This window comes from Aquimarina sp. AU474, from assembly GCF_900312815.1.
Classification (GTDB): domain Bacteria; phylum Bacteroidota; class Bacteroidia; order Flavobacteriales; family Flavobacteriaceae; genus Aquimarina.
On record NZ_OMPE01000007.1, the window covers coordinates 1 to 14,657 of the forward strand.

The 14,657-nt window shown below is 31.8% G+C and carries 13 protein-coding genes; all 13 read left to right on the forward strand.

The features are described 5' to 3' along the window. The first annotated feature begins 677 nt into the window (after positions 1–677). The 13 genes from DK508_RS06660 to DK508_RS06720 all read left to right on the forward strand — a co-directional run bounded on the left by DK508_RS06660 (position 678) and on the right by DK508_RS06720 (position 14,587). Positions 678–1,181 (forward strand): hypothetical protein, encoded by a 504-nt coding sequence (locus DK508_RS06660; RefSeq protein ID WP_109299975.1) that lies wholly within the window; start codon positions 678–680, stop codon positions 1,179–1,181. 487 nt (positions 1,182–1,668) lie between these two features. Next, entirely contained in the window at positions 1,669–2,253 is a 585-nt protein-coding gene (locus tag DK508_RS06665; RefSeq protein ID WP_109299976.1) for a hypothetical protein, read from the forward strand. Positions 2,254–2,500: 247 nt separating this feature from the next. Then, on the forward strand, positions 2,501–4,294 hold the full coding sequence (locus DK508_RS06670) for a helix-turn-helix domain-containing protein (protein ID WP_160114584.1): 1,794 nt from the start codon (positions 2,501–2,503) through the stop codon (positions 4,292–4,294). A gap of 162 nt (positions 4,295–4,456) precedes the next feature. Beyond that, complete coding sequence (locus DK508_RS06675) at positions 4,457–5,722, forward strand: serine hydrolase (RefSeq protein WP_109299978.1); 1,266 nt, start codon at positions 4,457–4,459, stop codon at positions 5,720–5,722. Positions 5,723–5,742: 20 nt separating this feature from the next. Next, the gene (locus tag DK508_RS06680; protein WP_109299979.1) at positions 5,743–6,618 is read left to right on the forward strand and encodes an SDR family oxidoreductase; all 876 of its coding nucleotides are present in this window, start codon (positions 5,743–5,745) and stop codon (positions 6,616–6,618) included. A 104-nt stretch (positions 6,619–6,722) separates the two neighbouring features. After that, a complete protein-coding gene (locus tag DK508_RS06685) occupies positions 6,723–6,974 on the forward strand; it encodes a DUF983 domain-containing protein (RefSeq protein ID WP_160114585.1) in 252 nt (83 codons plus the stop codon). 94 nt (positions 6,975–7,068) lie between these two features. Next, complete coding sequence (locus DK508_RS06690) at positions 7,069–7,983, forward strand: NAD(P)-dependent alcohol dehydrogenase (protein ID WP_109299981.1); 915 nt, start codon at positions 7,069–7,071, stop codon at positions 7,981–7,983. 10 nt (positions 7,984–7,993) lie between these two features. Continuing rightward, entirely contained in the window at positions 7,994–8,572 is a 579-nt protein-coding gene (locus DK508_RS06695; protein ID WP_109299982.1) for an NAD(P)H-dependent oxidoreductase, read from the forward strand. Between the two features lie 25 nt (positions 8,573–8,597). Beyond that, positions 8,598–9,554, forward strand: a complete 957-nt coding sequence (locus tag DK508_RS06700) for an NAD(P)H-dependent oxidoreductase (RefSeq protein ID WP_109299983.1) — start codon at positions 8,598–8,600, stop codon at positions 9,552–9,554. Between the two features lie 2 nt (positions 9,555–9,556). Beyond that, complete coding sequence (locus DK508_RS06705; RefSeq protein WP_109299984.1) at positions 9,557–10,267, forward strand: GNAT family N-acetyltransferase; 711 nt, start codon at positions 9,557–9,559, stop codon at positions 10,265–10,267. Between the two features lie 156 nt (positions 10,268–10,423). Next, a complete protein-coding gene (locus DK508_RS06710; RefSeq protein ID WP_109299985.1) occupies positions 10,424–11,560 on the forward strand; it encodes a serine hydrolase in 1,137 nt (378 codons plus the stop codon). Between the two features lie 239 nt (positions 11,561–11,799). After that, entirely contained in the window at positions 11,800–12,351 is a 552-nt protein-coding gene (locus DK508_RS06715) for a hypothetical protein (protein WP_109299986.1), read from the forward strand. A 214-nt stretch (positions 12,352–12,565) separates the two neighbouring features. Then, a complete protein-coding gene (locus tag DK508_RS06720) occupies positions 12,566–14,587 on the forward strand; it encodes a T9SS type A sorting domain-containing protein (RefSeq protein ID WP_109299987.1) in 2,022 nt (673 codons plus the stop codon). The last annotated feature ends 70 nt before the right edge of the window (positions 14,588–14,657 follow it).

Genomic DNA, 14,657 nt, shown 5'->3' on the forward strand with positions numbered 1-14,657 from the left:
TAGAAAGCACCAAAATTTTGCACGATTATGATAATTATCAGGATGCATTAAATGATTATGCATATTCGCAATATAGTAAAGGTGCAGGAAAATCGGGTTTTACAGAAAAAGTAGCCGAATTACGACAGTTTTTTAATCGTTCCCGTACCACTTTAAAAACCAATGATACCGAAGAATAGTAGATTAGATTGTTGGAAGAGATAAGGAAGGTAGAAAAAATGAAATCTGAAAATTAGAAGACAGCTACAAATACCTACAAACACCTCCTGTTGGATCTTTTTAATGAAGTTTTGGGCCAAAAAGACGAAAAATTGGACCTTGAACACCCATAATTAAAGCAAAGAGACCCAAAATTAGACTCTGAACACCCAAAATTAGACTCTGAACACCCAAAATTAGACTTTGAACACCCAAAATTAGACATGCAACACTCAAAATTAGACTTTCAGTGTCTAAATTTGGGTCAACATGGCCCAATAGAAGGTCAATATGGCCCAACAGAAGGTGTTTTATAGATAACGTAAGATATAAAAGGTCTAAAATTAAGCGATACAACAATCAAAATGTACATGCAAATCCCTGTAAATAATTTTAAGTCAATTAGAAATCCCCTAGATTTGTGAAAAACATAATAGAAATATGTGTACTAGTGCACATATCCAATTGTTGTACACCATATGAAAAAAGTATCCGCTATCATATTATTCTTAATTGGACTATTAACATTTGGACAAGAAAATAATCTGGAACAAATTGATCGCAAGGTGATTTCAATAGATTCGAACTCTGAACTTACTATAAATGAGTTCGATTGGGTTGAACTGACAGGAATTGCAACAGATGGTGGTGGAATTTTAAAAGTCTGGAAGGATAACAACAATATTCATAAAGTCGTTCAAGAAATTGGACTTTCTTATGGACGAATTAGGACGACTATTTATTTAACTAACGGAATCCCTGTAAAGGTTATCGAAATGGAAGAAAACTTTGAACGAAATGATGACGGTTTAAATTACTCAAAACTAGATCAAGTTTTTAAACAAGAGTTTTATGTTTTCAACTGGGAAATGGGAGAAGGAAAATACAAAAAGACAGGAAAAAGAGTGATGAGCGAAAGTGGTTGTTCTCACCTTGATTATGAACCAATTATTGAACGTGCTCAAAAAGCAATAACAGAATAGAAATCAGAAATGAACAAAAATAAAATTGTTGGAATCATAATTATAATTTTAGCTATACTTTGGATCATACACTACTGTTACAAAGTATATTTATATCATTTCACAGATTTACTATTTTTTACTATGCTACCAAATTATGTTCTAGCAATTAATATAACCCTTGGATTATTGATGTTTTTGTTGGGCGTAAAAACTATAAAAGGTAGTTTAAAATTAAATAAAACAATAACCATCTCAATTTTAGCTATTGTTTTAGGTGCTATATTGGAAATTACTGCACCATTATAAAAAAGAAAACGGTGTACAACAACATATATGTGATCATAGCAGCTTAGTAACGAATCGAAAGGTTGTTGTATTTTTGGTAAGGCGCAATGCTTGCTGATAGGAAAAGTTAGCAACCACTGCGCAGAAAAAGTCGATGACTTGGTAACAATTTGCCCTGCTACTACACATATATTAAACGTTGTAAGCCATATGAAAAAATATGAATAAACAATTAACCTATATTTTAATAGCACTACTATTAAAGTCAATAATTGGAATTGCTCAATCTGACAGTGAACAGATTAAATTTCATCAGATTAAGATAACTGCATCATCTATACATCCAGTCAAATTTAATATTTCAGATACGTCAAATGTTCCATTTGTTCAGGAAATCATTGATAATAATGGCCGAACTCAAGAAATAAGATTCTATAATTCGTTGCACAAATTAACATATGCTGGCTCTGGATTTTACGGAGGACCGATCATCCGGTATGATTATTTGGATAATAAAATAGTCGAAACCTATTATAGTGGAGAAAATGAAATTGCAAATGACTTTAAAACCTCTGAAGTCCCCTATAGATCAATATATCATCTAAATGAAAATAATCAAATTGAATCAATAGAGATTAAATATAAAATGGAATTTGAATGGACAACTAATAGTCTTGACGAAACAATTAAACATCTTGAACTATATAAAAAGTACGTTTCCGAGGTGTCTGAATTGAATTCCGTATTTGGATATGCCTATGCTTCCGGAAAATTGAACGGTGAAAATCCGAAAAGAAAAAAATAAACAGCTTACAACACTATATATGATGTCATAGCAGCTAAGTAATCAATCGAATGGTTGTTGTATTTTTGGTAAGACGCAATGCTTGCTAAATGGAAAAGTTAGCAACCAATGCGCAGAAAAATCGAAAAGCAAGGTAACATTTTGCCCTGCTACGACACATATATAAAACGTTGTACGCAAGCTTGAGGCAATAATGAATCTGAAAGACTAGAATTATCTATTTTTACAAATAGTAATTTATTTTCCATTGAATAAAATTAGCAATCATACTATAGACCTTAATAAATCCATTGTCGTATTACCATTCAAAAATATGAGTGGTGATAATAGCTACGATTACTTTTCAGATGGTATTACCGAAGAAATCATTAATGCCCTATCAAAAGTTGAAGGGCTTAAAGTAACCGCAAGAACATCATCATTTGCATTTAAAAATAAGCCTACGGATATTCGAATTATTGGTAATGAGTTGGGTGTTACAAATGCCGTTGAAGGCAGTATTAGAATTGCAAAAGACAGGATTCGTATATCGACACAATTAACACGTACCGATAACGGATTTCTCTTATGGTCCGAAAAGTTCGATAGGCAATTAGACGATATATTCGCATTGCAAGATGAAATAAGTCTGTTAATTGCAGATAAGATAAGAGAGAACTTTGGGCATATTGAAATTGATGAATCTCTATCAACCATTCATACTCAAAATTTAAAAGCCTACCAATGGTATCTCAAAGGTAGACATTACCAATTAACCTGGAATTTGGTTAATATGGAGAAAGCCATTGACTTTTATAAAAAAAGTGCAAGTATTGATGCTAATTATGCGGACCCTTTAGTAGCAATTGGTTGGTGCTATGCCATACTTGCCAGTTGGAGGCATATAGACAGAGTTGATGGTCTTATAAAAGCGAATGAATATCTTGAAAAAGGCTACCAACTAAATTCAGAGTCATATACGGGACACTTCGCAAAAGCAACCATAAGTTTTTGGGGTAACTGGCAATTCAAAAAAGGGTATCAGGAGTTTATGCAATGTTTAGATGTCAATCCTTATTTTGGTGAGGCTAATGAAGCTTTGGCTGAATTATATACAGCAAATGGTCTTTTTGATGAGGCTTTAAAAGAGACTGACCATATACTTAAAATAAATCCGTTATCACCAAATCACTACTATACAAGAGGAAATATTTTCTACCTAAAGGGTGATTTTGATACAGCAATAAAATGTTTCGAAAGTTCTTTAAAAATTGACAAAACTTTTGATTTAAGTAGACATTTAAAATTGGCGTGTCTAATATTTAAAAAGAATAAGAAAGAAGCCATAGTATTCGCAAAGACGTTTTTAAGCGATAAGTTCTTGGTTATGGTTGAAGAGTTATATAATGCTATTAATAATAAGCAAACTATTGAGTATAACGGGTTACTCTTAACTGATGCAGAAAACTTGATGGTCTTTTGGGATTTATACTACTTAATACATTGTAATAAAATAGAAGAAGCTCTTAACCGTTTAGAAGTCTTGGTAGATGAAAGAATCGGACAGGTAATCAACTTTCAGTTCGACCCATTTTTAGAACCATTAAGGCAAACAAATAGATATAAAAAATTAGTAGAGAGTGTTTCTGCAAGTCAAGAAATTAAGAACCTAATAGTTCCGCAATTAACGGATACATCCGTACTAACATTCTCTGATGCTGAATCCTCAAAGTTAAAAGCACAATTAGAAGGGCTTTTAAGTATGTCCAAACAATATTTAAATCCTGAAATATCGTTACGAGTTTTAGCAAAAGAGTTAGACATCAACCCAAATAAACTATCAAAGTTCATTAACGATAATCTAAAAACCAATTTTAATGAGCTTATCAACACCCATCGTTTAGACCACTTCAAACAAATCGCACTAAAACCAGAAAATAAGCATCTTACCTTATTAGGGTTAGCCTACGATAGTGGTTTTAACTCAAAGACAGTTTTCAATACCTATTTCAAAAAGGTAGAAGGAATAACACCAAAACAGTGGTTAAAATCGCAATTGTAATTAGTTAGATTTTATTTTTCTACTGTTTAGAATGTAATAAGTTCTAAATCTCACTTCTTACGTTCTGAATTTCATTTCAGAACGACTGCCTTTGTATTTCACTACACTTTTGTATCATCAAAATTTTTGAATCAGCTCATTTAGAGCAAAAAACGAACAGTTATGTTACACAAAACAAAAAACACAATCAAAACGGCTTTATTCATTCTATTAGCAGCATTTACTATGGCTTGCTCAAACGATGATGATGCACTTTCTGAAATCCCTTCACCTTCAGAAATTCAAACACAAGAAGACTTAACATCATATTTGCAACAAGTATTAGATGCCAAAGAAGTAGCTGGGTTTGCTGTTACTCTTGTAAAAAACAATAGTGTTACCTATAGTAATGCGTTTGGGTTAAAAAATATTGAACAAGACGAGATTTTTAGCAATCAGACCGTAATTAATATTGCTTCATTGAGTAAAACCTATGTTGCAGCGGCTACTGCAAAAGCTATTGAGCAAGGCTATTTTACTTTAGATACACCTATTAATCAATTACTTCCAGTAGATATAGTTAATCTTAAAAATCCTGAAGCCATAATTACGGTAAAGCATTTAGTCACCCATACTTCGGGTATCATTGATGACGCAAACACCTACATCACAACAAATTATTTTGTCTTACCAAATCAGGATATGTCTACACCAGGTGCTGATATTTTGGTGAATCAATTAGGGCTTTCAATTACTAACCCAGTACCATTAGAAGAGTATTTAGCAGAATATTTTGTTGAGGATGGAGAACTCTATGGTGAAGCTAATTTTATCGACGTCGTACCAGGAAGTACTTGGTCGTACTCAAATGTAGCAACCTCATTAATGGGATTTGTTATAGAATCTGCAACTGAAATTGACTTTGCAACCTATGTTCAATCAAACATTATAAAACCATTACAAATGAATAACACAACATTTAATGTGTTAGAAGTGGACTTTGCTCAAACTGCAGTACCCTATTTAGATAGGAACACACCCTTACCTTTTTATGGTAATCACGGATACCCAGAAGGTAGTATACATACTACGAATAATGACTTAAGTAATTATTTGCTAGATATGGTAAAGGGTATAAAAGGACAATCTAATACACTTTTTCCAAATGAATATTACCAATTACTATTTACTGAGCAATTAGAAGATAATATTACACCGGATTTCTTTGCTGACAATCACGGTATATACTGGTACAAGAAAAATAACAATTGGTCTCACGGTGGAAATAGTTTAGGAGTTTCAAGTCATATACAAATAGAAGCAGACGGTTCTTATGGATTCTCAATCATTGCAAATGTAGATGCAACATTCTCTGATAATACACCAAAATGGGAAGAAGTACTTCAATTGGTGACTCAAGGTATTCAAGAGTATATCCAAAACAGTTAATCAAATAATCCCATTTAAAAATGATACCAGAAAATAATAGCAAAAGGATACTTCTTGCAGGCGCGACAGGATATCTCGGTAGCTATATCGCAAGAGAAATGAAAGATAGAGGTCTGAAAGGAGTACTAATAGCACGTAGTCCAGAAAAGCTAAAACATCTTGAGTCTTCAAGATTACAAATTGTAAAAGCAGAAGTAACAAGTGCTAATACATTAAAAGGTATAGCAAATAATGTAGACACCGTAATTTCTACTATAGGAATAACACGTCAAAAAGACGGATTAACATATATGGATGTGGATTACAGAGCTAATCTCAATCTGCTTAATGAAGCAAAAAGAGCTGGAGTTAGAAAATTTATCTATGTATCAGCAATAAATGGTAATAAGCACAGAAACTTAAAAATTCTGGAAGCAAAAGAAGCCTTTGTAGATGAATTGAAGAAATCCGGTTTAGAGTATACTGTAGTTCGCCCTAATGGTTTCTTTTCAGATATGAAAGACTTTTTAGAAATGGCAAAAAAAGGAAAGGTATACCTCTTTGGAAACGGTGAACAACTAATGAATCCAATTCACGGTGAAGACCTTGCGGAATTGTGTTTGGATTTGGTGGATGATGATGTAGAAGAAATTTCTGTTGGTGGTCCTGACATTCTAACGCATAATGAGATTGCGGAATTAGCATTTAGTACACAGGGCAAAGTGTCATCAATTTGGCATTTACCAGACTGGATAAGAAGGCTAACCCTATGGACTTTGCGCAAGTTTACATCAATAAGTACTTATGGTCCTTTAGAGTTCTTTTTAACGCTTATGGCAGATGATAATGTAGCTATGCGCTATGGAAAAAACAAACTTCAAGATTTCTATTTAATAGAGACTCGTAATTCTAAATAATTAATGTGATGATACGTAAAATTTTAAGCAATAAATGTCCCAATTGTAACGAAGGACATATTTACAGTAAAAAGAATATCTACTTCAATTTTTTTTCAAATAAGATGAATAAAGAGTGTGAGAATTGTGGATATAAATTCGAAAAAGAACCAGGGTTTTTCTTTGGTGCAATGTATGTGAGTTACGCACTTGGTATAGCAGAAGCTGTAGCAGTCTTCATTTTAGGAAGGTTATTTTTTGAGTCGGTTTACGATATGAGAATAATCTTTTGGATAGGATTAACATTATTACTCTTATCTGCTTTTAATATGAGAATTTCCAGAATAATCTGGATTTATCTAATGCGAAAAATATAAGTACAAAAGAAGTTCTGAAAAGTAATTCAGAACGATTTACAGTGCTACATAAAAGACATTTACAGAATAAAGTTTTAAAATAAAACCAGAAGTCATGAAAGCGGTAGTATATAAAAAATATGGAGGTCCAGAAGTACTTCAATTCAAGGATATACCTAAACCTATAGTCAAGCCTAACGAAGTTTTAATTAAAGTAATAGCAACTTCCGTTACTGCTGGTGATGTACGTCTTCGAGAATCTAATTTTCCACCATTAGTTTGGTTACCTGCACGATTAATTTTTGGATTATTTAGACCCAAAAAACAAATATTGGGTCACGAGTTTTCAGGAATTATTGTTGATTCTGGGCTAAAAGTTTCAAATTTTAAAATAGGTGATGAAGTCATTGGAACAACATCAATGCTTAAATCAGGTGCATATACAGAATTTATAGCAGTACCCGAATTCTGGAAACAAGGAGCATTAGCACTTAAACCAACGAATTTAGATTTTAAACAAGCAGCAGTGCTTCCTATTGGTGCAATGACAGCATTATTTTTATTAAAAAAGGCAGAGACTTATAAGGGTAAAAGAATCTTAATATATGGAGCTTCTGGTAGCGTTGGTAGTTATGCAGTCCAAATTGCAAAATTTTTAGGCGCAGAAGTTACAGGAGTATGTAGTAGTCGAAATATAGAAATGGTAACTGCGCTTGGTGCAGATGCAGTTACTGATTATACAAAAGAAGATTTTACCAAAACAGACAAAGCATTTGATATTGTTTTTGATACCGTTGGTAAAATAAGTAAAGTAGAGGCAAAAACTGTCCTTTTTAAAAGCGGTAAATATCTAACAACCAAAATGCTCACTAAAGAAAGTAAAGCGTCTTTAGAAGAAGTAAAAAGAATGGTTGAAAATCAAGCAATCCGTCCATTTATAGATAAAACTTACCCTTTAGAAGATATTCAAAAAGCACACGCTTATGTTGATACAGGCAGAAAGCGCGGAAACATTTCAATACTAATTTAAAACAGCAGAAATGAAAAATATACTAATAATCAATGGTCATCCAGACAAAGAAAGTTTCAACTGGGCCTTATCAGAAAGTTATACTAAAGGCGCAATTATGGCAGGTGCAAAAGTAGGAATCATAAACCTAATAGATTTAAAGTTCGACCCTAATTTAAAATATGGGTATCGCATTCCTTACCCTTTAGAACCAGATTTAGAAGAGGCTATCGCTAAAATTAAGGATGCAAACCACATCGTTTGGTTTTTCCCGATGTGGTGGTACGGTACGCCAGCATTATTAAAAGGATTTATAGATAGAACATTCTTACCAGGTGTAACATTCAAATATCAGAAAGGAAAAGTATTTCCAAATAAATTACTAAAAGGAAAAACTTCAAGAATGGTCATAACATCAGATACGGTAAGCTGGTATCATAGCTTGGTTATGAAAAAGCCAGTGATTAATCATATGAAAAAAGGTGTATTAGAGTTTTGTGGTATTAAGCCCGTAAAAACGACCTATTTAGCCCCTATAAAAAGTTCTTCTTTAGAGCAACGTAAAAAATGGCTTTTCAAAATTGGAAAGCTCGGTGAAGCATTAAAATAAATAACAATTTAAAAACATAATTATTATGAAAAACATTTTAGCATTTTCTGGAAGTAATAATCCAGATTCGATTAACGAAAAATTAGTACAGTCTGTAATCAACAAATATCCAGAATATGATATCAGATTTATAGATTTAAAGAAATTTGACGCACCCATTTACTCTCAAAAAATTCAGTCAAGTGGCATACCTGATACTATTTTAGAACTGTATAAAATTTTTCAGGAGAGTGAAGGTTTTATCATAGCATCACCAGAGCATAATGGTTTGCCATCAGCTTTTTTAAAAAACACAATAGATTGGCTATCGGTGATCACTCAAAAATTCTTCGATAACAAACCTGTACTATTGTTAAGTACATCACCTGGTGCAACAGGCGCAAGAACACATTTAGGTCTATTAGCTAAATTAGTTCCTTTATGGGGAGGAAAACTAAAAGCAACGTATTCTTTAGGTAGTTTTGAAAGTAACTTTGATGTAAACACTAAAAGAATTACAAATGATTTAGAGTTTAAAAAACTTGATAAAGCATTTAATGCTTTTATTAGCAACGACACAAAAGCAGTGAAAACTAATAAAGAAGTTGTAGAATCTTATTTCAATGCGTTTACAAGTGGCAATTTAGACAAAGTGCTTACTATTTTTCATCCAAATGCCTATATCGTTAGTGTTAAAGAAGAAGAGCGTTCTACCGAGAAATTACACGGTATATATCGCACACGTGAAGAAGCGAAGCAATTCTTAAAAAATATAGTAGCACTTTTTGAAACTAAAGAGTTTACGGTAGATACTGTAGTTGAAGCTGAAGGTAATTTGGTTATTGCTAAAGGTAAGTTTTCACACCTTGTAAAAAGTTCAGGGAAGTTATTTAATAGCAATTGGGTACAACTATGTATAATCAAAGATGAGATGATTAAAGAATATCGATTCTACGAAGATTCTGCTGCATTAATTGAGGCATCATCTATTCAATTAGTATAGTTATGAAATCAAGACCAATAGAGCATCAATTTGAGTTTTGGGCAAATTTAGGTAAGGTAGGTGGTTATATTTATCAATATGATGGATATACCACACTCTTACCAAGCCAAGGTACTTGGCCATCAAAAACATTCAATATTCAGAATAACAGTATTACTAAACTCAAAACTGAAATTTTGAAAAGTAGTATACCCAATGCTATTGCTTTAGATGCAGATGATGTAATCAATCCAGTACTAATTGAAAATCACTTCAATATGACATCTGTAGTAGAAGGTATGTCAGTTAAAGTATCTTCTAATATATTGTTTAAAGAGAGTCCTAATATTATAAGAGTAGATGATGAGACTGGTGTTGATATATTTTCAAGCATTGCATCAAACGCTTTTGGTTATAATATTCATCCCAAAGTAATAGTAGGATTAATAAAAGACCCAAATACCCAGTTATTTATAGGGCAGCACAAAGCACAATTTGTAAGTTGCGGTATACTTTACTTGGATAAAAACGGAGATTCAGGCTTGCATATGATTGGAGCTAAAAAGCAAATGAGAGGTTTAGGTATTGGTAAGCAAATGACGGAACATCTGTTAGCAAATGCACTTAAAAATCATAGTAATGAAATTCATTTAGTAGCATCTAAATTCGGTGCGCCTATATACCGAAAGTATGGTTTTATAAACAGAGGTCATCTAAATTCATACAGATTATAACTCTTGGATTTTAACTCTCTAATTTTTGCATTTATGGTTGAAATTTGTTTAAAAAGTATTGATTGGTCTCAATATTAAAATTAGTCAAATAACAATTATACCTAAAACGAGAAATTTTGTAACACTTTTAATAATAGACAATTAAAAAATAGAAATATGAGAATAATATTAATTATTGCTTTTCTTTTTAGCCTATCGTCAATTGTATTTGGTCAAAACTCTTTAAATAAAAAGATTAAGACAAGATTGAAAACTCAATTAGAAAGTGAGTCTATTAAAAATGTATTCTTTCACATATATTCGGAATCAAAAAATATTGATATCCAATTAGTAGAAAGTAAAAATGCAAAAGTAGATTCTTTGAATATCAATAATCCTTTTTACACGGCAAGTATAACAAAAATGCTTACTGCTACTTCTATAGGTTTACTTAGGGATAAAGGAAAATTAAATTTTGAGGATAATATTACCAAATATTTACCCAAAGCTTTATGGAACAAACTACACTATTTTAAAGGTAAAGACTATACTAAAGAAATTACAATAGCACACCTTCTAAATCATTCATCAGGATTACCAGACTATTTCACAGACCAAACTTTTGACGGCAGCCCTAATATTATAAACCAACTACTGATTCATACAGATAAGATTTGGTCGCCACAGGAAGTTCTTGAATTTACTAAAGAAAGGATGAAACCTCATTTTATTCCAGGTGATGAGTATCGCTATTCAGATTCAAATTATGTCCTTTTGGCTTTGATTATAGAAAACATAAGCGGTAATTCATTTGATGAGTTTTTAAAGAAACATATTTTTCAACCATTAGGTATGAATAATTCTTATATAAATTTAAAATCATTACCTCTAAGTAATACCCGTAGTATATCTAAATTCTATGTCGCCGATGTGGAACTGTCATTAATAAATAGTTTAAGTTCAGATTGGGGTGGTGGAGGTTTAGTCTCTAATACCAAAGACCTTATAACATTTTTTCAAGCATTCAATGCTAATAAAATTGTAAAGGTGAATACACGCATAGAAATGCAGAAGTGGGTTAATGAATCGATAGGGACAAAGTATGGATATGGGATTAGAAAAGTATCACTTAAAGATTTTAATGAGTTTAATGGCGACTTTACTCTTTTAGGTCATACAGGTAGTACTGCATCTTTTTTATGGTATTGTATAGAATTGGATACTTATATAGCAGGTACTTTTAATCAATTGGAAGCTTCAAAAAGCACACTAAATTTTGTGATGGATACAATCAAAATCATAGAAAACGAATAGTATTATGAAAAGTATTTATAACATAGGTATTTACTGTTTCATTTTGTTCCATAAAGTATATTTACAAATACGAAGCATTGATACTTACTATAATTAGCCAGCGTACAACAATGTGTATAAGTAATAGCGGTTTAAGTGATAAAACGAAAGATAAAATATAAAACAAAGGTCAGTACAAAACTGAAAAGTTAGTGAGTAGAAATCCGCTACTACTCATACACTAGACCGTTGGCAACAATATGACAAGAATCTTTTTACATATCATAATCATTCTGACTTTATTAAGTTGTAATGAAAATCCCCATAAAAAAGCATCGAAAGTAACCGAATCAATTAAAACGGAAGAAATTGATAGCGTAGTAAAATTTCGGACAGACGGAACCAAGGAATTTAAAATTCTAACAAAGAACGGACTGAAAAGTGGTAATGGATATCTTTTTGACCAAAACGAAAATGTTGTAGGACTTAAACATTATGAAAATGATACTCTAAATGGTTATGGATTATTGCTTAACGAAAATACATTCCGACCTAAATACTTGTATGAAACAAACAATGGAAAAAAAGATGGTGTAATAATTGAATTTTACGATGAGGGAATTATAAAATCATTTAGAAGTGCGGATATTTACAACTACAGTCAAAAAATCAAATTCCATAAAAATGGAGTAATTAAAAGTATTGGACAGACAGAAAACGGTGGAAAGGCTCAAGGAACTTGGCTATATTTTGATGAAAATGGAAAACTGGAAAAGAGTGTGGAATATGAAAATGGTAATACTAAAAAATAAAATACTACTGCCAACACGATATATGTGATCATAGCAGTTTGATGACTCAGTGGAAGATCTAGTTATTTTGGAGTAGCACAGCACTCGTAATTAAGAAAAGAGAGCAATCACTGTGCAGAAAAACCGAAAAACTCGGTAACATTTTACTCTGCTACGACACATATATTAACCGATAGGACATTTCACAAAATAAAACATTTCTAAAATTCAATTAATGAAAAACATTATTATTTTCTTTTCTTTTTCTCTTCTTATTTGCAATATCTATTCTCAAAACTTTTATGGACCGTATGGAGGAGGTAGAAACTATGAGCTAATGCTAAATTCTTTTGATTTAACTATTAATAGTTCTGATTTTAATACTATTAAGAATGGAATAGAAAATGCTACTTCAGGTCAAGTCATTTTAATAAACATAAATGATAATGAGATTATATCGCTTGATTCGACTGTAACAATACCAAATGGCGTAACCATTTTTGGAATGCGAGGTATCGAAGGTAAAAAAGGAGCAAGATTTACAGTAAGCGAATCTAATATCAATAAAACTGGTTTCATTCTAAAAGATGGTTCTCGTTTATCTGGAGTTAGGTTAAAAGGGCTTATTTTAAACCCAGAATCGCATGTAAGTGATGGGGCTTCAAAAAACATAGGTGTTAAAATTAATAATGCGAATAATATTTTTATTGATAATTGTGAAATCTCACATTGGACAATTGGGATAAGTGTAGATAATATAGATTTAGCCAAAAATATTAACATCCATAATAATTTTATACATCGCAATATGACAAACGGTCTTGGATATGGTATTTATGTAGGAGATAATACGTATTTAAATATTTATAAAAACATATTTGATTATAATAGACATTCAGTAGCAGGCGGAGGTTTTCCTAATAGCGGATATAACATTCTTAGAAATCTTTTTCTAACAAATAGAACTTCCCAGAATATGCATGAAATTGACATGCATGGTTGCAGAAAAAGTTCAATATGCCAAGAAAGATACCAAGACTGCTTCGCTGCAGGGGGAATAATAGAAATAGCATTTAATCACTTTGCAACCGATATAGCACATCACAATTCAATCAGTAATAGATATCCAAATATTAGTATTGCTGGTGAACCTGAAAACGCAACAATTCATAACAATCATTTTACGAGAAAATTTGCTACAGCAAACAATGCTGCCGAATATCAATTTCTATATCAAAGACATGCAGCTCCAGAAGCCGATCAACGATGCATAGATTTAGGTCTGGCAGATGAAGAAGAGATATTCGTTATCCAAAATGATGATAATGGAAGAGGAATAACACTTTCTGAAAATAACTTCGAACAAAATGACATGAAGTTAATGTATATTTCATGGGGAGGAATTACTAAGTGGAATATACTTAAACCGTATATGAATGAGCTATTTTTGATTGGTGATTTTAATGGAGATGGAAAATCTGATTTTTTCAAAGGAAATGGTAGTTCTTGGTGGATTTCATGGGGAGGAATTTCAGAATGGATAAAATTGGGGAATTCCCATAAAACTACTAGTAGTCTTTTCGTTAAGGATTGGAATAGAGATGGCATCGATGATTTGGTTTATAAATCTGGTGATACTTATACAATTTCATATTTTAATTCAAATGGTAATTTTTATACAGGTATTGACAATAATAATACGGGTAATATTATTAATCCTGATTTCCAAATTATGGATTTTGATGGGGATACCATTCCTGATTATTTTGAAACCACAGGAACCGAATGGTATATAACCTATTCTAGTACAGGAGTTCGTACTAGAATAAATGGTTCTAGTAAACTCAAGGAACAATTAATGTTTGGAGATTTAGACGGCGATGGCAAAACTGACATTATCAACATCGGAGATCCACCAAAGTATGTAGGAGATTTCAATGAAGATGGTCAATCGGATGCATTATCAAACAAAAATAACGCTTCTAAATTTTTCTTAAATAAAAATATGGAGGGGAACTCAGATTCAATTCAGATATCTGAAATGTACCCTAATCCAGTTAAAGATATCTTATTTTTAAATATAGAAAATGGTTTTAAATCAGCTGAAATCTATAATATTCAAGGTAAAATCATTAAAAATATCGAATCGAATAAAAATCAAAAACAATTAAATGTTTCTTGGCTTCAAAAGGGAGTATACTTTATTAAAATAAAAGCTAACAATGGGGAGTTCACCAAAAAAATCATTAAAAATTAGGGTGATGTATAAAATAAAAAACGTCCTATCACTCTATATAACAAAACATAGCTGCCCCTCAGGTCAGCAA